The organism is Pseudomonas sp. MN1F (assembly GCF_009391885.1).
Classification (GTDB): Bacteria; Pseudomonadota; Gammaproteobacteria; order Pseudomonadales; family Pseudomonadaceae; genus Aquipseudomonas.
Window position 1 is genome coordinate 14,757 of record NZ_VZII01000053.1, and the last position, 25,686, is coordinate 40,442.

At 63.2% G+C, this 25,686-nt stretch carries 25 protein-coding genes; 14 read left to right on the forward strand and 11 right to left on the reverse strand.

The window, feature by feature from the left end; all coding sequences use genetic code 11:
- Positions 1–122: 122 nt before the first annotated feature.
- Positions 123–683 (forward strand): NADPH-dependent FMN reductase, encoded by a 561-nt coding sequence (locus tag F6X59_RS24270; protein ID WP_152958631.1) that lies wholly within the window; start codon positions 123–125, stop codon positions 681–683.
- A 53-nt stretch (positions 684–736) separates the two neighbouring features.
- Here the strand turns inward: F6X59_RS24270 and phnX are convergent, their stop codons facing one another.
- Both phnX and F6X59_RS24280 read right to left on the reverse strand, forming a co-directional pair.
- Entirely contained in the window at positions 737–1,564 is an 828-nt protein-coding gene (gene phnX, locus F6X59_RS24275; protein WP_152958632.1) for a phosphonoacetaldehyde hydrolase, read from the reverse strand.
- A 35-nt stretch (positions 1,565–1,599) separates the two neighbouring features.
- Complete coding sequence (locus F6X59_RS24280) at positions 1,600–2,706, reverse strand: 2-aminoethylphosphonate--pyruvate transaminase (protein ID WP_152958634.1); 1,107 nt, start codon at positions 2,704–2,706, stop codon at positions 1,600–1,602.
- 112 nt (positions 2,707–2,818) lie between these two features.
- Between F6X59_RS24280 and F6X59_RS24285 the strand changes: the two genes are divergently transcribed.
- The 10 genes from F6X59_RS24285 (at position 2,819) to F6X59_RS24330 (ending at position 16,107) form a co-directional block, all read left to right on the forward strand.
- On the forward strand, positions 2,819–3,682 hold the full coding sequence (locus tag F6X59_RS24285; protein ID WP_152958636.1) for a LysR substrate-binding domain-containing protein: 864 nt from the start codon (positions 2,819–2,821) through the stop codon (positions 3,680–3,682).
- 38 nt (positions 3,683–3,720) lie between these two features.
- Positions 3,721–4,743: an AraC family transcriptional regulator gene (locus F6X59_RS24290; protein ID WP_152958638.1), complete on the forward strand. Its 1,023-nt coding sequence runs from the start codon at positions 3,721–3,723 to the stop codon at positions 4,741–4,743.
- A 57-nt stretch (positions 4,744–4,800) separates the two neighbouring features.
- Positions 4,801–9,375, forward strand: a complete 4,575-nt coding sequence (locus F6X59_RS24295; protein ID WP_152958640.1) for an NEL-type E3 ubiquitin ligase domain-containing protein — start codon at positions 4,801–4,803, stop codon at positions 9,373–9,375.
- Positions 9,376–9,465: 90 nt separating this feature from the next.
- Positions 9,466–11,112, forward strand: a complete 1,647-nt coding sequence (locus F6X59_RS24300; protein WP_152958643.1) for an acyl-CoA synthetase — start codon at positions 9,466–9,468, stop codon at positions 11,110–11,112.
- Positions 11,113–11,126: 14 nt separating this feature from the next.
- Positions 11,127–11,894 carry an SDR family NAD(P)-dependent oxidoreductase gene (locus tag F6X59_RS24305; RefSeq protein WP_152958646.1) on the forward strand — a complete coding sequence of 256 codons (768 nt, stop codon included), beginning with the start codon at positions 11,127–11,129 and terminating at the stop codon, positions 11,892–11,894.
- 11 nt (positions 11,895–11,905) lie between these two features.
- A complete protein-coding gene (locus F6X59_RS24310; RefSeq protein ID WP_152958654.1) occupies positions 11,906–13,099 on the forward strand; it encodes an acetyl-CoA C-acyltransferase in 1,194 nt (397 codons plus the stop codon).
- An 8-nt stretch (positions 13,100–13,107) separates the two neighbouring features.
- Positions 13,108–14,235 carry an acyl-CoA dehydrogenase gene (locus F6X59_RS24315; protein ID WP_152958656.1) on the forward strand — a complete coding sequence of 376 codons (1,128 nt, stop codon included), beginning with the start codon at positions 13,108–13,110 and terminating at the stop codon, positions 14,233–14,235.
- A gap of 13 nt (positions 14,236–14,248) precedes the next feature.
- A complete protein-coding gene (locus tag F6X59_RS24320) occupies positions 14,249–15,022 on the forward strand; it encodes an enoyl-CoA hydratase (protein WP_152958658.1) in 774 nt (257 codons plus the stop codon).
- Positions 15,023–15,323: 301 nt separating this feature from the next.
- On the forward strand, positions 15,324–15,728 hold the full coding sequence (locus F6X59_RS24325; RefSeq protein ID WP_027919101.1) for a TraR/DksA C4-type zinc finger protein: 405 nt from the start codon (positions 15,324–15,326) through the stop codon (positions 15,726–15,728).
- Between the two features lie 184 nt (positions 15,729–15,912).
- Positions 15,913–16,107 (forward strand): hypothetical protein, encoded by a 195-nt coding sequence (locus F6X59_RS24330; RefSeq protein ID WP_152958660.1) that lies wholly within the window; start codon positions 15,913–15,915, stop codon positions 16,105–16,107.
- A 6-nt stretch (positions 16,108–16,113) separates the two neighbouring features.
- Here the strand turns inward: F6X59_RS24330 and F6X59_RS29040 are convergent, their stop codons facing one another.
- A complete protein-coding gene (locus F6X59_RS29040) occupies positions 16,114–16,311 on the reverse strand; it encodes a hypothetical protein (RefSeq protein WP_372240511.1) in 198 nt (65 codons plus the stop codon).
- Positions 16,312–16,618: 307 nt separating this feature from the next.
- On the opposite strand from F6X59_RS29040, the gene F6X59_RS24335 reads away from it, so the two are divergent.
- Complete coding sequence (locus F6X59_RS24335; RefSeq protein WP_085673022.1) at positions 16,619–17,089, forward strand: hypothetical protein; 471 nt, start codon at positions 16,619–16,621, stop codon at positions 17,087–17,089.
- Positions 17,086–17,298 carry a hypothetical protein gene (locus F6X59_RS24340; protein WP_152958662.1) on the forward strand — a complete coding sequence of 71 codons (213 nt, stop codon included), beginning with the start codon at positions 17,086–17,088 and terminating at the stop codon, positions 17,296–17,298. The genes F6X59_RS24335 and F6X59_RS24340 overlap by 4 nt, the downstream gene beginning before the upstream one ends.
- A gap of 11 nt (positions 17,299–17,309) precedes the next feature.
- Here F6X59_RS24340 and F6X59_RS24345 read toward each other — a convergent pair whose 3' ends face one another.
- The 7 genes from F6X59_RS24345 to F6X59_RS24375 form a co-directional block, all read right to left on the reverse strand.
- Positions 17,310–17,675 (reverse strand): Na+/H+ antiporter subunit G, encoded by a 366-nt coding sequence (locus F6X59_RS24345; protein WP_152958663.1) that lies wholly within the window; start codon positions 17,673–17,675, stop codon positions 17,310–17,312.
- The gene (locus tag F6X59_RS24350; RefSeq protein WP_103446664.1) at positions 17,672–17,950 is read right to left on the reverse strand and encodes a K+/H+ antiporter subunit F; all 279 of its coding nucleotides are present in this window, start codon (positions 17,948–17,950) and stop codon (positions 17,672–17,674) included. Before F6X59_RS24350 ends, F6X59_RS24345 begins: the two co-directional genes overlap by 4 nt.
- Positions 17,947–18,435: a Na+/H+ antiporter subunit E gene (locus F6X59_RS24355; protein ID WP_152958665.1), complete on the reverse strand. Its 489-nt coding sequence runs from the start codon at positions 18,433–18,435 to the stop codon at positions 17,947–17,949. The genes F6X59_RS24350 and F6X59_RS24355 overlap by 4 nt, the downstream gene beginning before the upstream one ends.
- On the reverse strand, positions 18,432–20,111 hold the full coding sequence (locus F6X59_RS24360; protein WP_152958667.1) for a monovalent cation/H+ antiporter subunit D: 1,680 nt from the start codon (positions 20,109–20,111) through the stop codon (positions 18,432–18,434). Before F6X59_RS24360 ends, F6X59_RS24355 begins: the two co-directional genes overlap by 4 nt.
- Complete coding sequence (locus tag F6X59_RS24365) at positions 20,108–20,452, reverse strand: Na+/H+ antiporter subunit C (protein WP_003250128.1); 345 nt, start codon at positions 20,450–20,452, stop codon at positions 20,108–20,110. Before F6X59_RS24365 ends, F6X59_RS24360 begins: the two co-directional genes overlap by 4 nt.
- Positions 20,452–23,367 carry a monovalent cation/H+ antiporter subunit A gene (locus F6X59_RS24370; protein ID WP_152958669.1) on the reverse strand — a complete coding sequence of 972 codons (2,916 nt, stop codon included), beginning with the start codon at positions 23,365–23,367 and terminating at the stop codon, positions 20,452–20,454. The genes F6X59_RS24365 and F6X59_RS24370 overlap by 1 nt, the downstream gene beginning before the upstream one ends.
- A gap of 149 nt (positions 23,368–23,516) precedes the next feature.
- Positions 23,517–24,467 carry a DMT family transporter gene (locus F6X59_RS24375; protein ID WP_152958671.1) on the reverse strand — a complete coding sequence of 317 codons (951 nt, stop codon included), beginning with the start codon at positions 24,465–24,467 and terminating at the stop codon, positions 23,517–23,519.
- A gap of 83 nt (positions 24,468–24,550) precedes the next feature.
- Between F6X59_RS24375 and F6X59_RS24380 the strand changes: the two genes are divergently transcribed.
- Positions 24,551–25,114 carry a helix-turn-helix domain-containing protein gene (locus F6X59_RS24380; RefSeq protein WP_372240512.1) on the forward strand — a complete coding sequence of 188 codons (564 nt, stop codon included), beginning with the start codon at positions 24,551–24,553 and terminating at the stop codon, positions 25,112–25,114.
- Positions 25,115–25,126: 12 nt separating this feature from the next.
- Here F6X59_RS24380 and F6X59_RS24385 read toward each other — a convergent pair whose 3' ends face one another.
- Positions 25,127–25,675, reverse strand: a complete 549-nt coding sequence (locus F6X59_RS24385; RefSeq protein ID WP_152958677.1) for a cysteine hydrolase family protein — start codon at positions 25,673–25,675, stop codon at positions 25,127–25,129.
- Positions 25,676–25,686 lie beyond the last annotated feature (11 nt).

Below are 25,686 nucleotides of genomic sequence, written 5' to 3' on the forward strand. Positions count from 1 at the left end.
GTAGGGATAGACCGTTAAAGGTGGCTGGAAGTTTTCACACAGTGGAAAAAAATCCAGGCCACCGAGGAACGGTCATCTATAACTACTGACGTCCCTTTTCCCAGCAAAGGATGGATAACGCCATGAGCCAGGTGTATTCGGTAGCGGTTGTCGTCGGCAGCTTGCGCAAGGATTCCTACAACCGCAAGGTGGCCCGCGCACTTTCGGAGCTGGCGCCGTCCAGCCTTGCCCTGAAGATTGTCGAGATTGGCGACCTGCCGCTGTACAACGAGGATGTCGAGGCTGAGGGGGTGCCCGAGGCGTGGAAGCGTTTTCGCGATGAGATCCGCCGCAGCGATGCGGTGTTGTTCGTTACCCCGGAGTACAACCGTTCGGTACCGGGCTGTTTGAAGAATGCCATCGACGTCGGCTCGCGGCCCTATGGGCAGAGTGCCTGGAGCGGCAAACCGACGGCGGTGGCGAGCGTGTCGCCAGGGGCCATAGGTGGGTTTGGTGCCAATCACGCCGTGCGCCAGTCGCTGGTGTTCCTCGACATGCCGTGCATGCAGATGCCCGAGGCGTATATCGGTGGGGCGGCGAGCCTGTTCGATGAGGGCGGCAAGCTGAGTGACAAGACCCGGCCGTTCCTGCAGGGCTTTATCGACAAGTTCGCTTCCTGGGTGAAGTTGAACCGGGCTGTCTGAATGCTTGCCACTGGTGCTGACGCGGTCCTGCAAAGGACCGCGTCCCGGGTCTGTCAGAAGGACTGAGGCATCTCACCCTTGGCCAGGCGGCGGTTGATGTCGGCCACTACCTCCGGCAGTTGGTTGATGGTGTCGATCAGGTAGTGCGGTCGCGAGCCGGCAAACAACTGATGAATGCGCTTGCGCTCGCTCTCCAGTTCCTCAGCGCTCAGTGCCTGGTAACCCTCCCAGGTCAGCCCCAGGGCATTGCCCGAGCACACCAGGGCCACGGTCCACATGCCGGCACGGCGCCCTTCGAGAATGCCCGGCACGGTGTCGTCGACCTTCACGCACGCCGCCACATCATCAATGCCCAAGGCAATCACGTTGGCCAGGGCCTGGGCCGGCCATGGGCGGCCATTGGGGGTTTCGTCGGTGGCCACCACATGGTCGGCGACATAGCCGTTCTGCGCTGCCAGTTCTACCACCTTATCCATCACCACCTTCGGGTAGCCCGAGCAAGAACCGATCTTCAGGCCGTCCTGGCGCAGGCCGGTGAGGGTGTCCAGGGCGCCGGGGATCAATGCCGAGTGCACGGCGATCTTCTCGATCTGCAGCGGCATGAAGCGGTTGTAGATAGCGGTGACGTCATCGTCGGTCGGGGTGCGGCCGAACACCTTGCGGTAGCGCTCGGCGATCTCCGGCACATCGCACAGGGTGCGGATGTGGTCCCACTTGCCCATGCCCATCGGGCCGCGGGCTTCCTCGATGGACACTTGCACGTCGAACTCGGCGAAGGCTTCGACGAAGATCTGGGTCGGGGCGAAGGAGCCGAAGTCGACCACGGTGCCGGCCCAGTCGAGGATGGCGGCTTGCAGCTGGGTAGGATTGCTGTAGTTCATGTGCGCTGATTCCTGAAATCGGGTGGGCAAAGGGGTTAGATGTCCAGCACTTCCATTTCCCGCAGCACGTCGGCCACGGCATTGACGGCGGCCTGCATGCCGTCGGCACCGACCACGCCGATGCAGCCGACGCGGAACGTTTCAACCTGGGTCAGCTTGCCCGGGTAGAGGATGAAACCTTTGGCCTTGACCCGCTCGTAGAAGTCCTTGAACTGGTAGCGGGCATCGTTCGGCGCGTGGAAGGTGACGATGATCGGTGCCTGGATCTCGGCCGGCAGGAAGCTGCGCAGGCCGATGGCGGCCATGCCATCGAGCAGCGTCTTGCAGTTGTCGGCGTAACGTTGGTGGCGGACGGGCAGGCCACCTTCCTCGTTGTACTGCTGCAACGCTTCGTGCAAGGCGGCGACCACGTGGGTCGGCGGAGTGAAGCGCCATTGGCCGGTCTTGGCCATGTAGGCGTGCTGGTCGTGCAGGTCCATGGCCAGCGAGTGAGCATTGCCTTCAGCAGCGGCCAGGGCGGATTTTTCGGCGAACACAAAGCCCATGCCGGGCACACCTTCCAGGCACTTGCCGGAGGCGGCGATCAGCGCCTCGAAGGGGATTTCGCGGGCATTGATCGGCAGCGCGCCGAACGAGCTCATGGCGTCGATGATCAGGCGCTTGCCGTGGCCTTTGATCACCTGGGCGATGTCCGCCAGCGGGTTGAGGATGCCGGTGCTGGTTTCGCAGTGGATCAGCGCCACGTGAGTGATGGCCGGGTCGGCGGCGAGCAGGCGGTCGACGTCGGCGGCGGTGGTTGGCTGGTCTTCGGCGGTCTCGAAGGTGCTGTAGGTGCGGCCTAGCACTTTGCAGATCTTCGCCAGGCGTTGGCCATACGCGCCGTTGATCAGTACCAGGACCTTGCCTTCACGTGGCACCAGGGTGCCGATGGCCGCTTCCACGGCGAACGTGCCGCTGCCTTGCAGGGGCACGCAGTGGTGGCTGGCGCTGCCATCGATGATCGCCAGCAGTTGTTCACAGACGCTGGCGGTCAGTTGGTTGAAGTCGCGGTCCCAGGAGCCCCAGTCCACGAGCATGGCTTGGCGGGTGCGGATTGATGTGGTCAGTGGGCCGGGGGTCAGCAGGATCGGGGCGTTGCTCATTCCGTTATTCCTCGCAAGCGGTGGGCTGAAACTACGGGGCCTAGGTTGCAATTCGCCCTGCCATCAATCAAATTGTTTGTTGTTATACGAGCTATAAGTCGGGCCGATACCTATGAACCTTTTTCAGCTGCGAGCCTTCGATGCCGTTGCCCGTGAAGGCAGCTTCACCCGCGCCGCTGCGCGCCTGTTCATCAGCCAGCCAGCGGTGACCGGGCACGTCAAGGCACTGGAGGAGCACTACCAGATCACGTTGCTGCGACGCACTGCGCGGCGGGTGGAGCTGACCGAGGAGGGCACGCGCCTGGCGGCCATCACGCGGGCCATGTTCGGCCTGGCCGAGGAAGCCCAGGCCATGCTTGAGGCCAATCGCCAGTTGTTGACCGGGCGTCTGGAAGTGGCGGCCGATGGCCCCCATCGGGTCATGCCGATGCTGGCGCTGCTGCGTGAGCGTTACCCGGGCATCACTGTCAATTTGCGCCTGGGCAACGCCCAGGAAACCCTGGCTGCGCTGCTCGGCGAACATGCCGACGTCGCCGTGCTGACTGAAGTCGAACCGCGCAAGGGCCTGTACCTGCAGAACCTCTGCGAGTCGCGTCTGTGTGCGTTGTTGCCAGCGGGCCATGCCTGGGCACAGGCGGAATACGACCTGCCTTTGGCTGAGCTGCACCAACAGATCATGGTGCTGCGTGAACCCAGTTCGACGACGCGTCGCACCTTCGACAAGGCCTGCAGCGCTGCTGGCATACAACCGCGGGTGCTGCTGGAACTGGACAGCCGCGAGGCTGTGACCGAGGCGGTGGCCTGCGAACTGGGTATTGGTGTGGTGTCGTCGACCGAAGTGGCCAACGATCCGCGGGTGGTGGCGCGGCCCTTGGCCGGCCAAGGCTTGCTTAACCAGCACAGGGTCGGTTGCCTGGAACGGCGCCGCGAATTACGCCTGATCCAGGCTTTCCTGAACCTGGCGGCCAGCCTCTGAGCCGACCTAAGATACCTGCAGCCGCGAATGGAATGCCGATGAGCGAAAAAGACACCATCTCCATGCAACTGGTGCGCGAAGCCCTGTTGCAGACCTGCCCGGCGGGCGAGCCGGATGCTGCACTGCTGGCCCGTGCCGGGATCGACGCCGGGCAATTGCAGGCGCCTGCCGCGCGGGTCAGCGCCGAGGCCTATGCGCGGCTGTGGCGCCTGTTGGCGCGCCGCTGCAACGATGAATTCTTCGCCATGGACCCGCGCGGCCTGCGCAGCGGCAGCCTGGCCTTCATGTGCCGGGCAAGCATGGGCCAGCCGACCCTGGGTACAGGGCTGGACACCGCCCTGGAGTTCCTCTCGCTGATGCTTGAAGACCTGCAACCGAGCCTGGTGCGCCAGTACGAACTGGCCGAAATCGTCATCAACGAGCCTCGCGACCTGCCGCGGCGCGCCTTCACCTATTTCACCTTCTGGATGATCGTGCATGGCCTGGCCTGCTGGCTGGCAGGGCGGCGCATCCCGATCCTGGCCATCGAGTTGCGCTGCGCCGAGCCCCCGTTTTGCGACGACTACCGGGTGATGTTTTCGCAAAACCTGCAGTTCGAGCGCCCGCGCACACGCATGATCATCAGTGCTGAGAGCCTCGACCTGCCACTGCGGCGCACGCCGGAGGAGCTGCAGCGCTTTCTGGCCGAGGCCCCTGGCAACATCCTGGTCAAGTACCGTGATGCTGCCAGCCTGGGGTGGCGCATCCGCCATGACTTACTGCATCAGGACCCCAATCACTGGCCTGATGGCGATGCCTTGGCACGGCAACTGTGCCTGTCGCCGTCCACCCTGCGTCGACGCCTGGCAGAAGAGGGGCAGACCTACCAAGGGCTCAAGGACAGCGTGCGGCGGGAGCTGGCTATCGCGTGGCTGAGCCAGGCGGAGCCTGGCATGGGCGAAATTGCGGCGCGCCTGGGCTTTGCCGACAGCAGCTCTTTCTACAAGGCGTTTCGCAAATGGTTCGGTTGCAACCCTGGGCACTATCGCGCGCTGGCGCATGCACGCGAAGCACACGGGTAGGCCAGTTCCCTCTGAATCGGGCAGGCAAGCAATGAAAGAGTGTGCGCTTCCATTGCATTGGAGACGCCCGTGCTCAACCGTAAATTCCCCAACGTTACAGACGCCCGCAAAGTCGCTGCCGACAAGCCTGTCAATGCTGCTGCACTCAGCCAAAAGATAACCGATACCTTCATCCATCAGCGCACGCCGCAATGGATCAAGGCGGCTTCTGTGGCCGATATCCGCACGTTGCGAAAGCTGTACCTCCAGCACAAGACCACCCAGGAACAGGTGAGTGCTGCAACGGCGGCCGCGGTGACGCCCCATGCGTTTGCAGACACCGCGTTTTCTGAAGCTCTGGCAGATCTGCTGCCAGACGATCATCCCTTGAGCCAGTTGCTGTGGCAGGACAAGGTATACAACCTGGAAGGCTATTCGGTGCCTCGTCTGGAGCCCGAGTACAAACTGCAGCCTGCGCTGGCGCGCCTGATGCAGAACTTTGCCAAAAATGCCACGCCGCTGGATGGCAGTGGCCTGGTTGCTGCGGGCAGCGACAAGGTGTTGTCGGGTGACCTTGAGGCCTTTATCGCAACGTGCCGCCAGCTGGACGTGGGCGCCCGCTACCAGTCCCAGCTGGACAGCGTCTTTGAGCGAAACGCCGCCCTGCTCATGGAAGACAAGCTGGCAGGCTTCACGTTGGCCGTGCACATGGCGTTCCTGAAAGGCACCATCACGGCTGACGTCAGGGATGCCTTGATGGCGAGTGCCAGTGGCTCTGCAGTGGCGAATGGCGACACCACTCCGGCCGCTGCCGTGCCTGCCCTGCCAGGCGATACGCCAGTAGTCACAGCCTATCCTGGCCTGATGTCGATGCTGGGCGTACGTGTGCATGAAGCCTTGTTTGTCCAGCTCCGCGGCGGCGAAGACCAGGATGACGGCATTGTCGTCTACTTGCCCGGTCAGCCAGAGCCGTTGCGCTGGTTCGCTTCCAAGTTGGACTGGGTCAAGGAAATGGCCGGTGCACTCAAGCACAGCGACCGGCTCGCGGCGTTCATTCAGTTGATCGCCCTGGAGGACCGTGCGGCCTTCTTCAGTACCTTGCAATCGCGGCTCAAGGACGCTGTGCCAGACCTGGAAGTGGAGGGCGATGCCCATCATGACCCCGTTTTCAAACGTTGGGTCGACCAACAGATCGAGCGTGTCAAGGCGGATGCCCGGCTGCTTCTGGTGCCGACCGCCGATGCCGATGCCAAGGCCAGCCGCGAACGCCTTGAAGCCTGGGCTTCGCTGGGGTGGGGACTGGCCAGCCTGGCCGGGTTCTTCATACCGGTGGTCGGGGCGTTGTTGCTCGCACACCTGGTGACGCATGTCTGCAAAGAGGTGTTCGAAGGCGTCGAGGACTGGGCAAAGGGGCATGATCATGACGCGCTGCAGCACGTGCTGAACGTTGCTGAGACGGTAGCGGCAGTCGCCGTCACTACGGCAGTGGCGGCAGGGGTTGGCGCTGCTGTCGGAGCGTTCGCACGCAGTACTTTTGTCGATGGCCTCGAGCCTGTAGGCGTCGGGCCGGATACCCAGCGTTTGTGGAACGAAGACCTGACGGCTTACCGGACCTCGGGGCAGGGGGCCAGGCTGGAGGATGACGGCCTCTACCACGACGGAGCGCGGCGCCTGCTGCGTGTGGATGAGCACTATTACGAGGTTCGTCAGGTTGAGGAGCAGGGGCCCTGGCGCCTCCAGCATCCGTTGCGAGCCAACGCTTATGGCCCCGTGGTCGAAGGTAACGGTGAGCGCTTCTGGCGAGTGCGTGGTGAGCTCCCGCAGGCCTGGGACGATGAAGCCAAGCTGCTCGATCGGCTTTGGCCTCAGGCGCGTCCGCTCGATCCCCTGCAAGCGCAGCGCGTGCTGCAAGCCGCCTGCAGTGATGCCGATGAGTTGCGTGGCATTGCCATCGAAAACCGCGCCCTGCCAGCCAACTTGCGCGATACCTTGCGCCGTTTCGAGGCCGACGAGCGTGTCGAACGCTTTTTCGGCAAGCATCCCGATGCCATGCGTTTCGAGGACCCGGTGTTGCTTGATTGGTGCAAGCAGCGCCCGGAGTTCTCCGGGATGGAAGGCGAGCGTTTGCAGCTTGCGCTCGAGGAACACGCCAGCCGCCTGCGTTCGGCGCTGTTCAGGCATCTGAGCGAGGTCGAGCCCTCCACCGATCAGGCTGCGCAGGTGATCGTGCGTGATTTTGCCGGTTTGCCGCCTGACTATGTCAGTGAACTGGTGGCCACGCTGAGTGCCTCTGAGCGGGAGGTGATCGAGCTGCGGCGGCGGTTGCCGTTGAGCGTGGCGCAAAGAGCCCGTTCATTGTTGCAACTGGCCGGGCTCAACCGGGCCCAGCAAGGCCTGATGTTGCGCAATGGTTACGTCGACGGGGCAGGTGAGCTGGCATTGCACCTGTTCGCGCGGGTTGACCATTGGCCGTTGAAGACGCGATTGGAACTTAGGGAAAACTCTTCATCGGGGCGATTGCTGGCGGTACTCAACCCGCAATCGCCCGAAGCGACCCAGCACATCCTGGTGCATCGCGACGGGCAATTCGGCCTCTATGATCATCGTGGCCTGGCGCTGGAGGCACAACCCACAGAACCGGATGACTTCTTCCAGGCCGTCTATTGCCTGCTGGAACCCGCGCAGCGCGAACGCCTTGACCTTGGCCAGGAGAATCCTGCCGATGCCTTGCGCCAATTGGTATTGAGCAAACTGCCAGGCGAACGTCAGCGGCTGATGGCCCTGCTGGGGCAGGTTGAAAGCAAAGGCTGGTTCAACCCGGGCCAACGGCTGCCCGATGGTCGTGTCGGCTACCCGCTCGGTGGCGGCATTTCGAACCAGCGAGGGGCTTATCTGGAACTGCGGCGTCGACTGACGGCGCTTTACCAGGGCGACTCTCCTGAGCGGATCCACGAACACATGGAGAGAGTGCTGGATGCCGAGGATCCGTTCGACCAGCTGGTTTTCGAAGAGCAGAACCTGCAATTCCTGGAAAACCGCCTGAGCCAATGGGTTTCCGCTGCACCAGAGCCGGAGCTGGCTGCGCGCAATCAGCTGTCGCAGCGGCTGCGCGCGGCCTGGCGCAGGCAACTGGATATTGATCTGGAGCACCAGGCTTTCGAGGGGCGTATCCTGGATTTGAGTGGTTGCCAGGTAACCACATTGCCTGAACTGACCCGAGGGATAGATTTCCACTTCGTGACTTCCCTGGTCATGGTCAATACGCCGCTGCAGGAAGTGCCCGAATCGTTCTTCAGCTGTTTTGAAGGGCTGCAACGGCTCAATCTGTCGAGAAACAACCTGCGTGTGTTACCTGCCGGCATCCGTCAGCTGGCTCAGTTGCAGCGGCTGCAACTGTCCTACAACCGGATCAGGTGGAATGACGCGGCGACCAGTAGCCTGGGGCAACTTCACAACCTCATCTCACTGAATTTGAACTTCAACCCGCTGCGCACAATGGCGCTGCGTTTTGCTCAGGCTCCGGCCCTGCGGCAGCTGCTGCTGATGCATTGTGGCCTGCTGGAGTGGCCTGAAGGGTTGGAGCAGTGCGCCCAGCTTCGCATCGTCAACCTGAACGCCAATGTACTGACCGGCATTCCTGATGCGATCTTGCAGATGCCGTATGAATTTCGTGCGTCCATCCAGCTGGAGCGCAATGCCATTCAGCGTACCCGTCTTGAGCTTCTTTACGCGCGCCCGGCGCATCTGATGCATGGCCCGAGCGTGGTGGCAAACCTGGAACCCTCTGCCAAGGCGCTGTGGGTCACAGGCGAGCACGCAGCAACGCGCAGTGCTCGTTGGGATCGTCTGTTTCCAGCCCACGCTGATGCTGAGCAACAAGACAGTATTTTGCACATTCTGAGCGCGCTGCGCGAAAGTGCCGACTTCCGCAACAGCACCTATCGAGCGGTGCTTACCAGCCAGGTATGGAGCGTGCTCGATGCCATGGATGCCGATGCACAACTGGCGCTGGAGCTGCATTCGATTGCTGACGATCCGGTCACCTGCGCAGACAGCGTTGCCGAGCGTTTCGCCGACCTGCAACTGCGGGTGCTGGTCGCCAATGCTGAACGTGCGGTGCCAGGCCAGCGTGACGAGCTGCTGAAGCTCGGTACAGGGCTGTTTCGCCTGGAAACGCTCGAGGCCTTCATTCATCAAGATATCGAGCAACGCCTGAAGTTGACGCCTGAGCTGGATCAGATTGAAGCCAGGCTGTACTACATCGTCAATCTGGCAGCGGATCTGCAACTTCCCGGCCAGCCCGCCTCGATGAGGTTCGAGACCATCAGCGGCGGAACCTCGGCCCAGCTGGCGAAAGCGCGCGCCTATGTGAGCGCGGCCGAAACCGTCGAGGCCAAGGCCCGTTTCCTCAGTGAGCAGACATTCTGGAGCACCTGGCTGCAGTCGCAGTATCCAGACGAGTTTGCGACAGTAACCGATGAGTTCGACATGCTTGGGACTGAGCTGGATGAGGCGCGCGAAAACCTCACTGATAAGCAATACAAGGCGCAGTGGGACGCGTTGGCAGCCGATCGGGTTGCCCGTCTTTCGCGGCTGAAGATACTGCTGACCACGCAAGTACTGGAAACCGGCCAAACCAGTCATCCAGATTGACGGCTTAGGCCATTGCCGCCGTGCTTTAGCGGCGCGAACATCGTCGGACCGATGGTTCAACTCCAAAAACAAGAAACCAGGAGTCCGACGATGCGCGAATACGCCGAGGCCGCTCGTGCGTTCGACCATGCCCAGGCCGCCGCTGCGGCGCTGCATGGCGAGCTCACTGCCCTCAATGCCTGTGTCGAATGCTGTGACCGTCATGCCGGTGCTGGCAAGCTGGCGCTGATCTGCGAAGACCGTGATGGCAACACTGCCCACTACAGTTTCGACCAGCTCAAGACTCAGGCCGCCCGCTTCGCTAATGTACTCAAGGCGCAGGGTGTGCAGCCAGGTGACCGGGTGGCCGGCCTGATGCCACGCACTGCCGAATTGCTGGTGACGATTCTTGCCACCTGGCGCCTGGGGGCGGTGTACCAGCCGCTGTTCACCGCCTTTGGCCCCCGGGCCATCGAGCATCGGCTGGAACAGTCCCACGCCCGTGTAGTGATCACCGACGCGCAGAACCGCGCCAAGCTTGACGATGTCAACGGTTGCCCGACGATCATCACGGTCAAGGCACGCGAGGGCGAACTGGATTTCCAGCAGTGCCTGGACGCGGCGGCCGACGGGTGTGAGCCGGTGATGCGCAGCGGGGACGACCCGTTCCTGCTGATGTTCACCTCGGGTACGACAGGCCCGGCCAAGCCGCTGGAGGTGCCGTTGCGCGCCATTGTCGCCTTCCAGGGCTACATGCGCGATGCCATCGACCTGCGCCCCGAGGACAACTTCTGGAACCTGGCCGACCCGGGCTGGGCCTATGGCCTGTACTACGCAGTTACCGGGCCGCTGGCGCTGGGCCATGCCACCACCTTCTACGATGGCCCGTTCAGCGTCGACAGCTGTGCGCGGGTGATTGGCAAGTTGGGCATCACCAACCTGGCGGGTTCACCCACGGCGTACCGTTTGCTGATCGCCGCTGGCAAAGACTTCTCGGCACCGATCAAAGGCCGTCTGCGGGTCGTCAGCAGTGCCGGCGAGCCCCTGAACCCCGAAGTGATCCGCTGGTTCGCCGACGAACTGGGGGTGACCATCCATGATCATTACGGCCAGACCGAACTGGGCATGGTGCTGTGCAACCACCACGGCCTGCAGCACCCCGTGCACCTGGGGTCGGCTGGCTTTGCCATCCCTGGCCACCGCATCGTGGTGCTGGGCGAGCAGGGCAATGAGTTGCCAGCGGGCCAGCCGGGTATCCTCGCGGTCGATCGTGAGCAGTCGCCACTGTGCTGGTTTGCTGGCTACCACGGCTTACCGACCAAGGCCTTTGTCGGCAAGTACTACCTGAGTGGCGACACTGTCGAACTGAACCAGGACGGCAGTATCAGTTTCGTTGGTCGCAGCGATGATGTGATCACCACCTCCGGTTACCGCGTGGGTCCATTCGACGTGGAAAGCGCGCTGATCGAGCACCCTGCGGTGATCGAAGCGGCGGTGATCGGCAAACCGGACCCCGAACGCACCGAACTGATCAAGGCCTTCGTCGTATTGGCCAACGGTTACCAGGGCAGCGCCGAGCTGGAGGAAACCCTGCGTCAGCACGTGCGCCAGCGCCTTTACGCGCATGCCTACCCCCGAGAAATCGAATTCGTCAGCGAACTGCCCAAAACCCCGAGCGGCAAGCTGCAACGCTTCATCCTGCGCAATCAGGAAGTCGCCAAACAACACGCGCAACAGGCCACCCCTGCCAGCGCCTGAAAAGGAACCGGATCATGCAGATAGCCAACAAACACTTCATCGTCAGCGGCGCGGCCTCCGGGCTTGGCGCTGCCACCGCACAGATGCTGGTAGAGGCCGGTGCCAAGGTCATGCTGGTCGACCTCAATGCCCAGGCCGTCGAGGCCAAGGCGCGTGAACTGGGCGATAACGCCCACTTCGCGGTGGCCGACATCAGCGACGAGCTGGCAGCCCAGGCGGCAGTCGAAGCGGCTGTCAGCGCCTTTGGCAGCCTGCATGGGTTGGTCAACTGCGCCGGCATCGTCGGTGCCGAGAAGGTGTTGGGCAAGCAAGGCCCGCACGGCCTGGCCAGTTTCGCCAAGGTGATCAACGTCAACCTGATCGGCAGCTTCAATTTGCTGCGCCTGGCCGCCGCAGCCATGGCCGAAGGGCAGGCCGATGAGGGCGGTGAGCGTGGAGTGATCATCAATACCGCCTCCATCGCCGCCTACGACGGCCAGATCGGCCAAGCCGCCTACGCGGCCTCCAAGGGCGCCATTGCCAGCCTGACCTTGCCAGCCGCGCGCGAATTGGCGCGGTTCGGTATCCGTGTGATGACCATCGCCCCGGGCATCTTCGAAACGCCGATGATGGCCGGCATGACCGATGAAGTGCGTGCCTCGCTGTCGGCTGGCGTACCGTTTCCGCCGCGCCTGGGCCGTCCGCAGGAATACGCTGCGCTGGCCCGCCACATCATCGAGAACAGCATGCTCAACGGCGAGGTGATCCGCCTCGACGGCGCACTGCGCATGGCTGCCAAGTAAGGAGACCGATCATGACCCTCGCCAATGACCCAATTGTTATCGTCAGCGCCGTGCGCACGCCCATGGGCGGCCTGCAGGGTGACCTCAAGAGCCTGAGCGCGCCGCAGCTGGGCAGCGCCGCCATCCGTGGTGCAGTGGCGCGTGCAGGCATCGATGCCACCAGCGTCGAGCAAGTGCTGTTCGGCTGCGTGCTGCCCGCCGGCCTCGGCCAGGCACCGGCGCGCCAGGCGGCGCTAGGTGCCGGGCTGGACAAGCACACCACCTGCACCACCCTGAACAAGATGTGCGGCTCGGGCATGCAGGCGGCGATCATGGCCCATGACCTGCTGCTGGCCGGCACGGCCGATGTGGTGGTGGCCGGTGGCATGGAAAGCATGACCAACGCACCCTACCTGCTGGACAAGGCCCGCGGCGGCTATCGCATGGGCCACGGCAAGATCATCGACCACATGTTCATGGATGGCCTGGAAGACGCCTACGACAAGGGGCGTCTGATGGGGACCTTCGCCGAAGATTGCGCTCAGGCCAATGCCTTCAGCCGTGAAGCCCAGGACCAATTCGCCATCGCCTCGCTGACCCGCGCCCAGGATGCTATCAAGGGCGGCCGCTTTGCCGCCGAGATCGTGCCGGTGGAGGTCACCGAGGGCAAGGAGAAACGTGTCATCAAGGATGACGAACAACCGCCCAAGGCGCGCCTGGACAAGATCCCGCAGCTCAAGCCGGCCTTCCGCGAAGGTGGCACGGTGACGGCCGCCAACTCCAGCTCCATCTCCGACGGTGCTGCAGCACTGGTGCTGATGCGTCGCTCCGAAGCTGACAAGCGTGGCCTCAAGCCGCTGGCGGTGATCCGAGGCCACGCCGCCTTCGCCGACACCCCGGCACTGTTCCCGACCGCGCCGATCGGTGCCATCGACAAGCTGATGAAGCGTACCGGCTGGAGCCTGGGCGAAGTCGACTTGTTCGAGATCAACGAAGCGTTTGCCGTAGTGACGCTGGCGGCCATGAAGCATCTCGACCTGCCGCATGACAAGGTCAACATCCACGGCGGCGCCTGCGCCCTGGGCCACCCGATCGGAGCCTCGGGCGCGCGCATCCTGGTGACCCTGCTGTCGGCCCTGCGCCAGAACAACCTGCGTCGCGGCGTGGCAGCCATCTGCATCGGCGGCGGCGAGGCCACGGCCATGGCCGTCGAATGCCTGTACTGAGGTGAACCATGCTGGTAACTGACGAGCAACAACAGATCGCTGATGCGGTACGTGCCTTTGCCCAGGAGCGCCTGAAGCCATTCGCCGAGCAATGGGACAAGGAACACCGCTTCCCGAAAGAGGCCATCGCGGAAATGGCCGAGCTCGGCCTGTTCGGCATGCTGGTGCCGGAGCAGTGGGGCGGCAGTGACACCGGTTACGTGGCTTATGCCATGGCGCTGGAAGAGATCGCTGCGGGTGATGGCGCCTGTTCGACCATCATGAGCGTGCACAACTCGGTGGGCTGTGTGCCGATCCTGCGCTTCGGCAACGAGCAGCAGAAGGAGCAGTTCCTCACGCCACTGGCCATGGGCTCGATGCTCGGGGCGTTCGCCCTCACCGAGCCGCAGGCCGGTTCCGACGCCAGCAGCCTGAAGGCCCGCGCACGGCTTGAGGGGGAGCACTATGTGCTCACGGGCAGCAAGCAGTTCATCACTTCGGGGCAGAATGCCGGTGTGGTGATCGTCTTCGCCGTGACCGACCCGGATGCCGGCAAGCGTGGCATCAGCGCCTTCATCGTCCCTACCGATTCACCGGGTTACCAGGTGGCGAGGGTCGAAGACAAGCTTGGCCAGCATGCCTCCGACACCTGCCAGATCGTCTTCGACAATGTGCGTGTGCCGGTGGCCAACCGCCTGGGCGCGGAAGGCGAGGGCTACAAGATCGCCCTGGCCAACCTCGAAGGTGGTCGTATCGGTATCGCTTCGCAGGCGGTGGGCATGGCCCGTGCGGCCTTCGAAGTGGCACGCGACTACGCCAACGAGCGCCAGAGCTTCGGCAAACCGCTGATCGAACACCAGGCCGTGGCCTTCCGCCTGGCCGACATGGCGACCAAGATTGCCGTGGCCCGGCAGATGGTGCTGCATGCCGCCGCACTGCGAGATGCCGGGCGGCCGGCGCTGGTGGAAGCGTCGATGGCCAAGCTTTTTGCCTCGGAAATGGCCGAAAAGGTCTGTTCGGATGCCTTGCAGACCCTGGGCGGATATGGCTATCTGAGCGACTTCCCGCTGGAGCGGATCTACCGCGACGTTCGGGTTTGCCAGATCTACGAAGGCACCAGCGACATTCAGCGCATGGTCATTGCGCGTAATCTTTGAAGGAGCAGACTGCATGGCATTCGAAACCATCCTGTTGGATATCCACGGCAAGGTTGGCCTGATCACCCTTAACCGCCCGCAGGCGTTGAACGCACTGAACGCGCAGATCGTCAGCGAGATCAACCAGGCCCTGGACCAGCTCGAGCGTGACCCGAACATCGGCTGCGTGGTGCTGACAGGCTCCGCCAAGGCTTTTGCCGCTGGCGCCGACATCAAGGAAATGGCCGAGCTGCAATATCCACAGATCTACGTCGAGGACCTGTTCAGCGATTCGGACCGCATCGCCAACCGTCGCAAGCCGATCATTGCTGCAGTGTCCGGCTTTGCCTTGGGTGGCGGCTGTGAGCTGGCGATGATGTGCGACTTCATCCTGGCAGCCGACAACGCCAAGTTTGGCCAGCCGGAGATCAATCTCGGCGTGCTGCCGGGGATGGGCGGCACCCAGCGCCTGACCCGCGCGGTGGGCAAGGCCAAGGCTATGGAGCTGTGCCTGACCGGGCGCCTGATGGGCGCGGAGGAAGCTGAACGCGCTGGCCTGGTGGCGCGCATCGTGCCGCAGGCCGAACTGGTGGAGGAGGCGCTGAAGGTGGCGGCGACCATCGCCAGCAAGTCGATCCCGGTCAGCATGATGGTCAAGGAAAGCGTCAACCGTGCCTTTGAGGTCACGCTCAGTGAAGGCGTGCGCTTCGAGCGTCGGGTTTTCCATGCCGCGTTTGCCACCGAAGACCAGAAAGAGGGCATGGCGGCCTTCATCGCCAAGCGCGAGGCGCAGTTCAAGGATCGTTGAGTCTTTGTGCATGCCTTGAGAGGTTCGTCGTCCTGTTAGATCGAGCGCCGCCCGCGCGGCGCATCGCAGGCGGCGCTTGATCTAACAGGCGCTGCAAATGTTGTGGCACGCACCGACCAGCGGATTCTGCACAATAGAAGCAAATTCGCACCCAATTGCAGTTGCTCCACGCGACGTGGCGCCTTAGACTGCCGCCCCCTGTAAAAGAGTGCCGGTTGGCGCTTGAAGAATTCCGCTGCCGATGTCAAGGCGTCGGCGGCACCTGAATCGCCCAAATGCACATTTTTTCATAGAGAAATCGATGACCAAGGAACAGTTGCTGGCCATGTCGGCCGATGACTACATGAACGCTGACCAGCTGGCTTTCTTTGCTGGCCTGCTACAGGCGATGAAAGTCGAAACCCATGAACGCATCGAGCTGAGCCGCGCCACCATCGAAGGCCTGGACACTCCGTCCGACCCTGCCGACGTGGCTTCGGTCGAGGAAGAGCGCAGCTGGCTGGTGAATGCCATCGACCGCGACCAGCGCTTGCTGCCGCAACTGGAAATGGCCCTGGACCGTATCTCCGACGAGAGCTTCGGCTGGTGCGATGACAGTGGTGAGCCGATCGGCCTGAAGCGTCTGCTGATCAGCCCGACCACCAAGTACTGCATCGAAGCCCAGGAGCGCCACGAGCAGCTCGATCGGCACCAGCGCCAGGTCTGACCCGCGCAGTGTGCAAAGCCCCACGGAGCAATCCCTGGGGCTTTTTGCGTTTCGTGCGTGAAGGGCTTGCACTGTTTGTTGCTCAGGATGCAACACTGCTGTACCGGTATGCGCTGTTACACGGCAGTCGCTGGGCGTATCATGGCCTTATCGTTAGGGTGCTATCTAAGTGCCGGAGGTCGAGATGAACAGCCGAGTCGATGTCGCCGTGATGATCGGTTCAGGTGTGCCAGCAGGCTTGCAGGCACTGGGCAAGCGGGTATGTTGGGTAGTCCTGGTCAATGGCGAGCGCCGTGGTACAGCGTTCGCCACCCGTCGTGAGGCCGTGGAATGCCAGGCTGCCTGGTTGCAGCTCATGCAGGATGGCCACGCTGCCTGAGCGTGTTCACGCTTCCAGGCTACGGGCCAGTGCGCAGGCATCGCGGTGCAGTCGACGAAAGCCTTTGACTCTGCCAGTGGCGCTTTCGGTAATATGGAAGAACTCGACCCCTGCGGGTATGACGACGTAACGTGGCCTGTTACTGACGCATGTGAGGTAAGAAATGTTCTTTACCTCTCGACGGATTTCAGTGTTTTCGTGCATATTTATTCCCCGGTAATGCGCTGATGGATGCCTGAGCCCGTTCTGCCGAGGGGCCTGCCGTTATCTATCGCATCTTTTCTGGCGGGTTTGTTGTCAGACATTACGCTTCCCTGATAGGGAATATGCCGAAAGCCTGTTTTGAGGCTACGTCTGGCAAGCCAGAGTAAAGTTTCCTGCGAGCTGCATCGCCAGCAGGCACAGACGATTCGTGCATCACTTTATTATTCTTTTCGCCTATTGAATTGAAATGGCCGCGCCTCACCGACTCCGAGTGAGGGCGGATGTCACCGGTTTGAGGATTACTTCATTGGCAGTCAGTACACTGGATACCCACGCCTTGTTTGCCCTGGGCGATTTGCGCGGCAAGTTGGCCAAGCTATTTCAGGGCCGTTTCATCTATGTCACCGAACAGAACCCCGAAGGCCTGTACATGGCCGAGATCGACACCGAGAGCGCCTTGGTGGTCGATGACAAGCAGCGCCTGGAATTGAAGGTCGGCGATCACTTCCGCGCCGCCGTTTTGCCTAGCCGCGAAGGCGGCAAACTGGAAATGCGCTTTCGCGAAATCAAACTGAACGTTTACGGTGTGGGCGACTACGCCTTTGTTTCGGTGCCGGAAGGCGAGGGCATCGTGTTCCGCGAAGGCCAGGGTGTGATGCTGGTGTTTGCCGCGCAACAACAGGTTCAGGAAGGCCTGGGCAAGTTGCTCAAGGCGGTGACCGGCAAGGTCGCCAAGTGGCGCAAGGGCGAGCTGACCACCTTCAAGGCCAGTGAATGAGCGAAAGTGACGAAGCGCCTGGGACGCGTGCCGATTTTCATCGGCAACACCAGGCGCAAGCCATGGCCGAGGCCCAGCGCCTGCTGGCGCAACGTGAGGCGATGGGCTCGGGCTGGTTGACCTGGGTGGCAGCCCAGTTGTATCAGCTGAGCCCTCCACCTTATGCCGCGATGGTACGGCGCGAGTTGCAGCGCCTGGCCCAGGGCTGAGCTCAGCTGTTTCAATGGCCGTGATCGCGGCCGCTGCTCACTTCTTCCGGTACGGCTTCTCGCGCCATGCGCTTGCGGAACAGCGCTGCCCTGGCCAGCAGCAGGGTAGTGACCGGTACGGTGATCGACAGCAGGATAGGAATCAGCCAGGCGTGCAGCACCGGGCTACCCTTGAGCCAGGAAAAGTAGATGATCGATGCCAGCGCCACGCACCAGGCGCCGATGGTCGACGCCAGTGCTGGCGGGTGCATGCGCTGAAAGTAGTCTTTCAGGCGCAGCAGGCCAATGGCGCCGATCAGCGCAAAGAGGCTGCCGATCAGCAGCAGGGCGGCAGTGACCAGCTCCAGCCAAAACGGCAGTTCAAGGGTTTCGGTCATTCGATCACCTCACCACGCAACAGGAACTTGGCCAGGGCGAACGAGCCGACAAAGCCGAACAGGGCAATCAGCAGTGCACCCTCGAAGTAGGTGTCACTGGCATAGCGGATCCCCAGCACCAGCATCGTCAGCATGCCCAGGATGTACAGGTAGTCCAGCGCCAGCACCCGGTCCTGGGCGGAGGGGCCGCGGAACAGCCGGATCAACGCCAGGCCCATGGCCAGGGCGAAGATGAACAGGCTGGCGAGGACTGCGTTGGCGAGCAGGCCTGTCATTCGAAGATCTCCATCAACGGGCGTTCGTAGGTGAGCTTGAAGTGCTCGATGAAGGCCGTTTCGTCGTCCAGGTCGAACACATGCAGCAGCAGTACGCTGCGGTCCAGGGCCAGCTCCGACCACACGGTGCCGGGCACCACCGTGGTGATCATCGACAGTGCCGCGAGGCCGTGGGCGTCGCGCAGGTCCAGCGGGATATGCACGAAGGCAGAGCGCGGTGGGCGTTGCCCGGCGCGCAGCACGCCAATGGCGACCAGCAGGTTGGAATGGATGACATCGATGCCGACCCGGCCAATCAGCCTTGCCACCACCCAGGGTTTGCGCACATGCGCGTGTTGCGGGCGCAACGGTGCCATCAGTAGCGGGGCCAGCACGCCAAGTGCTGCACCCAGTAACAGGTTGCCGGGGCTGAGCGACAGGTTCAACAGCAACCACAGCACGAACAATGCAGCAGACAGCAGCGGAGCGGGGAACAGTCGGCTCATGGCTGCACCTGTACGTCGAGTGTGGTCGGGCCGGGGATGGGGCGGGCGGCCATCACGGCTTCGATGTAGGTGTCCGGTGCCTGCAGGCTGGCGGCGGTATCCTGGGTGTAGCGCAGCAGCGGTTCTGCCCTGAAACTGAGGATGATGCACAGGCCGAGCAGGATCACGATCGGCAGGCACTCATAGCGGCGCAGCACGGGTGACGGGCGCTCTTCGGGTTTCCAGAAGCGCTGGATGCCGACCCGGCCGAAGGCGATCAGCGAAGCCATGCCCGACAGAATCAGCAGGGCCACCAGCACCCAAGCTGCCACCGACAGTGGTTGCTCGGTTGGCATGCCCAGGCCCTGTGGGTTGAACAGCGCGCTGATGAGGTTGAGTTTGCTGACGAACCCGGATAGCGGTGGCATGCCGATGATCAGCAGGGCGCAGGCGATGAAGCTCAGGCCGAGAAACGCCATGGTCCAGGGAATGATCTGGCCGATGACCACCTTCTGCTCGTCGTCGAGGTTGATGCCCTTGGGTGGGTGCAGCGACTCGAGCGGTGAAGGCATGGCGTCTTCTTCTTCATCCAGCGGTGCTTCGTTGGCCGAGCGCGAGCGCTCGACCAGTTCGGCGAGCAGGAACAGCGCGCACAGCGCCAGGGTCGAGTTGACCAGGTAGAACAGCGCTGCGCCAGTGAGCGCGGGTTGGGCGAAACCGACCGCGCCGAGCAGGGTGCCGGCGGAAACCAGGATGCTCAGTGCGGCCATGCGCTCCAGGCGTTGCGCGGCCAGTATCGACACCGCTGCCACGGCAAGGGTCACCAGGCCGCCGTAGATCAGCCATTGCCCGCCGAAATACGCCGATGCCCCTGCTTGCCCGGAGAACAGCAGGGTCCACAGGCGCAGCACGGCGTACAGACCGACCTTGGTCATGATGGCGAACAGCGCGGCGACTGGCGCACTGGCCGAGGCATAGGCGGGCACCAGCCAGAAATTCAGCGGCCAGATGCCGGCCTTGGCCAGAAAGGCCATGGCCAGGATTGCCGCGCCGGCATGCAGCAGGCCACGATCAGCTTCAGGCACCAGCGGGACCTTCAGGGCCAAGTCGGCCATGTTGAGGGTGCCGGTCACGCCATACAGCATCGCCGCACCCACCAGGAACAACGATGAGGCGAACAGGTTGATGGCAATGTAATGCAGCCCGGCCCGCACCCGCGCCCGGCCCGAGCCATGCAGCAGCAAGCCGTAGGAGGCGGCCAGCAATACCTCGAAGAACACGAACAGGTTGAACAGGTCTGCGGTGAGGAAGGCGCCATACAGGCCCATCAGCTGGATCTGGAACAACGCATGGAAGCTGGCGCCGGCGCCATCCCAACGGGCGCGGGCGAACAGCAGGGCGCTGATGCCGATGACACCCGTCAGGGTCAGCAGCAGTGCTGACAGATGATCCACCACCAGCACGATACCAAAGGGCGCGGGCCAGTTGCCCGGCAGGTAGACGCCGATCGATTCCGCCTGCCCCTGGGTACGCACCCACAGCAGCAGGCTGACTGCGATGGCCAGCCCGGTGAAGGTCGACAGCAGGTTCAGGCGTGCCTTGATCCGGCGATGCTTCTCGCCAAGCAGCAGCATCACTGCGGCAGTCAGCAGCGGCAGCAGGATGGGGGCGACGATCAGTTGACTCATGCCACTCATTCATCACGCTCCCGGCCATCCACATGGTCGGTGCCGGTCAGGCCGCGCGATGCCAGCAGCACCACCAGGAACAGTGCGGTCATGGCAAAGCTGATGACAATGGCCGTGAGTACCAGCGCCTGTGGCAGGGGGTCGGTGTAGTGCAGCAGGTCCTGGGTCACGCCATCCTTGATGATCGGCTCCTTGCCGATGAACAGGCTACCCATGCTGAAGATGAACAGGTTGACCCCATACGACAGCAGGCACAGGCCCATGATCACCTGGTAGGTCCGTGGGCGCAGGATCAACCACACCCCCGAGGCGGCCAGTACACCGATGGCGACTGCAATGACTTCTTCCATCAGGCGGCTCCTGCTTGGCTGGATTTCGATGGGCTGCCCGGGCGGTAGGCGCGCACCGACTGGTGCGCCAGGGCGGTGAGGATCAGCAGGGTCGAGCCGACCACCACGGTGAACACGCCGATGTCGAAGAACAGCGCGCTGGCCACGTGCACATCGCCGAGCAGTGGCAGGTGCAGGTGAGCGGTATGGGTGGTGAGGAATGGATAGCCGAACAGCATGGCGCCAACCCCGGTCAAGGTCGCGCAGAGCAGCCCGGTGCCCATCCAGCGCAGCGGCCGCAGGCTCATCTGCGCCTCGACCCACTGGGTGCCGGCAACCATGTACTGAAGGATGAACGCCACCGACATCACCAGGCCGGCGACAAAACCGCCGCCCGGCTGGTTATGGCCGCGCATGAACAGGTACATCGACACCAGCAGGGCGATCGGCAGCAGCAGGCGCACCAGCACTGCCGGCACCATCATGAAGCCCAGGGCGGTGTCGGTGGCATGCCGCGGGTTGATCAGGTCGGTGACCACGTCTGGCGCCAGCTGACGCTGCTGGGCCGGTAACTGCATGCTCTCTTTGGGCGGGCGGAAGCGCCGCAGCAGGGCGAACACGGTCAGCGCCACGGCCACCAGCACAGTAATCTCGCCAAGGGTATCGAAGCCGCGGAAGTCCACCAGCATCACGTTGACCACGTTGCTGCCGCCGCCTTGCGGCAGGGCGCGGCTGAGGTAGAACGACGAGATGTCGTTGGGTGTCGGCCGGGTCAGCATGGAGTAGGACAGCACGGCCATGCCACCACCGACCAGCACCGCCAGCAGCAGGTCGCGCAGGCGCCGGGCGCGGGCCCGGTCGAGGCTGCCGGGCAGCGGCGACACGCCTTCGATACGCCGCGGCAGCCAGCGCAGGCCGAGCAGGATCAGCACCGTGGTGACCACCTCGACCACCAGTTGGGTCAGGGCCAGGTCAGGGGCGGAGAACCAGACAAAGGTAATGCAGGTCATCAGGCCGCAGACGCCGACCATGATCAGCGCGGCCAGGCGATGGTACTTGGCCTGGTAGGCCGCACCGATGGCGCAGGCGATAGCGATCAGCCACAGCGCGACGAACACCCCGGAACCCGGAATCTTCGGCCGGTCACCCCAGCTAAGGCCGCTGTACAGCATCGGCGTGAGGCCGGCGATGAAGGCTGCCAGCACCAGCATGAACAGTTGCGACTGCAGGCGGCGGCTGGTCAGCATGCGCTCGATGCGCCGCGCCAGCAGCATCAGCCAGACCTGACCGTGTTCGAACAGGCGCTTGCCGTTGAAGCGCTCGATCAGCGGCGGATTCGGGAAGCGCCCACGGCGCAGCTGGTTGCGCAGCAGCAGGTAAAGCACGATACCGCCGCTCATGGCCACCAGGCTCATGATCAGTGGGGCATTCCAGCCGTGCCAGATGGCCAGGCTGTATTCTGGCAGCGTGCCGCCCACCACCGGCAGTGCAGCGGCGGCCAGCAGTGGGCCGACCGACTGGGCCGGGAAGATACCCACCACCAGGCAGGTGAGTACCAGCAATTCCACTGGTGCGCGCATCCAGCGGGGTGGTTCGTGGGGCGTGTGCGGCAGGTCCTCTGCCTTAGGCCCGAAGAACACGTCGACGGTGAAGCGCAGGGCATAGGCGACGCTGAAGGTCCCGGCGAGGGTGGCAATCACCGGCAGGGTCGCTTCGACCCAGGCGGTGGAGCTGATGAACACGGTTTCGGCAAAGAACATTTCCTTGGACAGGAAACCGTTCATCAACGGCACGCCGGCCATCGAGGCGCTGGCCACCATGGCCAGGGTCGCGGTGTAGGGCACCAGGCGAATCAGGCCGCTCAGGCGGCGGATGTCACGGGTGCCGCTTTCATGGTCGATGATGCCGGCGGCCATGAACAGCGAGGCCTTGAAGGTGGCGTGGTTGAGAATGTGGAACACGGCGGCGACTGCGGCCAGCGGGCTGTTGAGGCCCAGCAGCAGGGTGATCAGGCCCAGATGGCTGATGGTCGAATAGGCCAGCAGGCCCTTGAGGTCGTTCTGGAACATCGCGGCGAAGGCGCCCAGCAACAGGGTGATGGCACCCGCGCCGCCAACGATCCAGAACCACTCTTCACTGCCCGATAGCACCGGCCAGAGGCGCGCCAGCAGGAACACGCCGGCCTTGACCATGGTCGCCGAGTGCAGGTAGGCGGAAACCGGAGTGGGTGCTGCCATGGCATGGGGCAGCCAGAACTGGAAGGGGAATTGCGCACTCTTGCTCAATGCGCCGATCAGGATAAGGGGCAGCAGCACCGGGTACAGGGCGTGCTGGCGGATGGTTTCGCCGGCAGCCAGGACCTTGTCCAGGTCGTAGCTGCCGACCACATGGCCGAGCAGCAGGGCCCCGACCAGCAGGCATAAGCCCCCGGCCCCCGTGACCATCAAGGCCATGTAGGCGCCGCGGCGGGCGTCGGCGCGGTGATGCCAGTAACCGATCAGCAGGAACGAGAACAGGCTGGTCAGTTCCCAGAAGAACACCAGCTGTATCAGGTTGCCGGAGATCACCAGCCCGAGCATGGCGCCCATGAACGCCAGGAAGAAGGCGAAAAAGCGCGGTACCGGGTCCTGCGGCGACATGTAATAGCGCGCATACAGTGATACCAGGGTGCCGATGCCCAGAACCAGCAATGAGAACAGCCAGGCGAAACCATCCATGCGCAGGACCAGGTTCAGGCCCAGGCTGGGCAGCCACAGCAGTTCTTCGCGGATCACGCCGCCATTGGCAATCTGTGGGTACAGCAGTGCTACCTGAACGGTGCCGACCAGGGCCACGAGCCCGGCAAGGATGGACTCGGCATTACGTGCGTTGTGCGGCAGCGCAGCTGCCAGGCAACTGCCCACGAACGGCAGAAGCAGTAGCACTATCAATGACATAGCGTTCTATTCTGGAAAGGTTTGCAAGGATCATACGTGCCGGGCCGTTGATCACCAACACGCAAGCTGTCGCAGAATCCTACAAAAGCGCTGTGACAAGCTGTTTTTTTATAACAGTTTTTTACAGAGCATAGACGCTGCCGGGCACTTTACAGGCCGGCTTCGGTTTTGCGGGGGGCTGGCGCTTCGAGCATTTCGCTGGTTTCACGGTTGCGCCGGATCTTCAGCTCGCTGACCACCACGGCGATGACGATCAGCAACGCGCCGATCAGTGCGATGCCTGGCAGGCGCTCGCCGGCAATGCGCCCGACGACGCCGGCCCATACCGGCTCGCCCGCGTAGATCAGCGTGGCGCGGGTGGGGGAAACCGACTTCTGCGCCCAGTTCATCGCCACCTGGATCACCGCGCTCATGGCGCCCAGCCCCAGCGCGCTGAGCAACAGCAACCAGGAAAAATCCGGGAGACGCTCCTGGGTCGGCACGATCATCAGGAACGCCAGCAGCGAAGCGGTCGCCAACTGCACCACGGTGACCCGGCGCACATCGACCTGGCCGGCGAAGCGGCTGATCAGGATGATCTCGGCGGCGATGGCCACGGCACTCACCAGGGTGACCACTTCACCTTCGCTGAAATGCAATACGCCGCCTTCGGGGCCGGCCAGCAGCATCAGGCCGACGAACGCCAGGCAAATGCCGATGCTCGGCATCAGCCCTGGGCGACGGCCCAGCACCAGCCACTGCAGCAATGGTACGAACGGGACATACAGCGCTGTGATGAATGCCGACTGGCTGCTGCTGATGGTTTGCAGGCCCATGGTCTGCAGGCCGTAGCCCAGCATGATCGACACGCCGATCAGCACGCCGGCTTTCAGTTCGGTGAAGGTCAGGCCGGGCAATGCACGCGCCGAAGCCATGCCGACGAACAGCGCCGCTGCGGCGAAGCGCAGGCCGACGAAGAACATCGGGCCGCTTACGGTCATGACGTTGTGTACCAGCAGGAAGGTACCGCCCCACAGCATGGTGATGAACACCAGCACCATTTCCGCCTTGCTCAGGCGAAAAGTTACCGCGGTCTGTGGGCTGCTGGTCGGTTGGTTCATGGTCTTGCGCACTCGGAGGGGGCGGCGCACAATTGCCGCAAAGTGGGCAGTATACTGCGCAATCCGTACAAGTGAGCAATATAGTGCACAAAGATTCCGCGCACCGTGCATCGGTGCTGCAGCATGTCAGCCTCAATGTCCGCAGCTTGCGCAACGCGGTCGGGTTGAGCCAGAGCGCACTGGCCGAACGCTCCGGGGTCAGCCGGAGGATGCTGGTGGCGATCGAGGCAGGCGAGAAGAATGTCAGCCTGACCACCCTCGACCTGATTGCCGAAGCGCTCGGGGTCGCGTTCAGCACCCTGATCCAGGCCCCGGATCAGCGCGACCCCAGCCGCATCGACGAGCTTGCCTGGACCGGCGAGCACCCGCAGAGCAAGGCCGTGCTGCTGGCCAGCAGCAGTGCCCGGCGCGAAGTGGAAATCTGGGAGTGGACCCTCGCGCCTGGCGAGTGCTACACCAGCGAAGCCGATGCCGAGGGCTGGAGCGAGCAGATCTACGTGGCCGAAGGCCAGTTGACGCTGATTATCGAAGGCGCCGAGCACTGCCTGCAGGTCGGGCAGTTCCATGTGTTCCCCAGCAACTGCCGCTATGCCTACCGCAATGATGGGGCAGTGCCCGTGCGCTTCGTGCGTAATGTGGTGATCTGACAGTTTTCAGGGTCAGCCCTTGAGCAGTTCGTCGGTCTTTACCACCTTGGCATAGGCGAACGCCAATGCAGCCATGGCCGAGTCGTGCACATGGGCGGCCGGTACCTGCTTGCCATCGAACTCCAGCGGCAAGGTGGCGCAGGCATCGTGTGCCACGGTGACGTCGAAGCCGAAGTCGGCAGCGGCGCGAGAAGCGGCGTCGATGCACATGTGGCTCATGCTGCCGACGATGGTCACGGCCTTGACCTGATGCTGGTCCAGCGTCTGCTTCAAGTCAGTACCGAGAAACGCGTTGACCTTATGCTTGAGCACTACCGGCTCGCCCGCCGCAGGCGCGACCTTCTCATGGATGGCCGCGCCCGGGGAGCCCGGCGCGAAGAAGGGGGCATCGGCACTCTCGAACTCATGCTTCACATGAACCACCAGGTCGCCCTTGTCGCGTGCCGCAGCGAGCAGGCGTGCGGCGTTGTCAGCTGCCTTGTCGGCACCGTCAAGGGTCCATTTGCCGCCCGGGAAGTAGTCGTACTGGATGTCGATGATGATCAGGGCCTGCTTGCTCATGCTGCCTCCTG

What these genes read in the sequence shown, in the direction of transcription:
- F6X59_RS24270 (WP_152958631.1), top strand. Translation starts at nt 123, where the DNA reads ATGAGCCAGGTGTATTCGGTAGCGGTTGTCGTCGGCAGCTTGCGCAAG.
- phnX (WP_152958632.1), bottom strand. Translation starts at nt 1,564, where the DNA reads ATGAACTACAGCAATCCTACCCAGCTGCAAGCCGCCATCCTCGACTGG.
- F6X59_RS24280 (WP_152958634.1), bottom strand. Translation starts at nt 2,706, where the DNA reads ATGAGCAACGCCCCGATCCTGCTGACCCCCGGCCCACTGACCACATCA.
- F6X59_RS24285 (WP_152958636.1), top strand. Translation starts at nt 2,819, where the DNA reads ATGAACCTTTTTCAGCTGCGAGCCTTCGATGCCGTTGCCCGTGAAGGC.
- F6X59_RS24290 (WP_152958638.1), top strand. Translation starts at nt 3,721, where the DNA reads ATGAGCGAAAAAGACACCATCTCCATGCAACTGGTGCGCGAAGCCCTG.
- F6X59_RS24300 (WP_152958643.1), top strand. Translation starts at nt 9,466, where the DNA reads ATGCGCGAATACGCCGAGGCCGCTCGTGCGTTCGACCATGCCCAGGCC.
- F6X59_RS24305 (WP_152958646.1), top strand. Translation starts at nt 11,127, where the DNA reads ATGCAGATAGCCAACAAACACTTCATCGTCAGCGGCGCGGCCTCCGGG.
- F6X59_RS24310 (WP_152958654.1), top strand. Translation starts at nt 11,906, where the DNA reads ATGACCCTCGCCAATGACCCAATTGTTATCGTCAGCGCCGTGCGCACG.
- F6X59_RS24315 (WP_152958656.1), top strand. Translation starts at nt 13,108, where the DNA reads ATGCTGGTAACTGACGAGCAACAACAGATCGCTGATGCGGTACGTGCC.
- F6X59_RS24320 (WP_152958658.1), top strand. Translation starts at nt 14,249, where the DNA reads ATGGCATTCGAAACCATCCTGTTGGATATCCACGGCAAGGTTGGCCTG.
- F6X59_RS24325 (WP_027919101.1), top strand. Translation starts at nt 15,324, where the DNA reads ATGACCAAGGAACAGTTGCTGGCCATGTCGGCCGATGACTACATGAAC.
- F6X59_RS24330 (WP_152958660.1), top strand. Translation starts at nt 15,913, where the DNA reads ATGAACAGCCGAGTCGATGTCGCCGTGATGATCGGTTCAGGTGTGCCA.
- F6X59_RS29040 (WP_372240511.1), bottom strand. Translation starts at nt 16,311, where the DNA reads ATGCACGAAAACACTGAAATCCGTCGAGAGGTAAAGAACATTTCTTAC.
- F6X59_RS24340 (WP_152958662.1), top strand. Translation starts at nt 17,086, where the DNA reads ATGAGCGAAAGTGACGAAGCGCCTGGGACGCGTGCCGATTTTCATCGG.
- F6X59_RS24345 (WP_152958663.1), bottom strand. Translation starts at nt 17,675, where the DNA reads ATGACCGAAACCCTTGAACTGCCGTTTTGGCTGGAGCTGGTCACTGCC.
- F6X59_RS24350 (WP_103446664.1), bottom strand. Translation starts at nt 17,950, where the DNA reads ATGACAGGCCTGCTCGCCAACGCAGTCCTCGCCAGCCTGTTCATCTTC.
- F6X59_RS24355 (WP_152958665.1), bottom strand. Translation starts at nt 18,435, where the DNA reads ATGAGCCGACTGTTCCCCGCTCCGCTGCTGTCTGCTGCATTGTTCGTG.
- F6X59_RS24360 (WP_152958667.1), bottom strand. Translation starts at nt 20,111, where the DNA reads ATGAGTGGCATGAGTCAACTGATCGTCGCCCCCATCCTGCTGCCGCTG.
- F6X59_RS24365 (WP_003250128.1), bottom strand. Translation starts at nt 20,452, where the DNA reads ATGGAAGAAGTCATTGCAGTCGCCATCGGTGTACTGGCCGCCTCGGGG.
- F6X59_RS24370 (WP_152958669.1), bottom strand. Translation starts at nt 23,367, where the DNA reads ATGTCATTGATAGTGCTACTGCTTCTGCCGTTCGTGGGCAGTTGCCTG.
- F6X59_RS24375 (WP_152958671.1), bottom strand. Translation starts at nt 24,467, where the DNA reads ATGAACCAACCGACCAGCAGCCCACAGACCGCGGTAACTTTTCGCCTG.
- F6X59_RS24385 (WP_152958677.1), bottom strand. Translation starts at nt 25,675, where the DNA reads ATGAGCAAGCAGGCCCTGATCATCATCGACATCCAGTACGACTACTTC.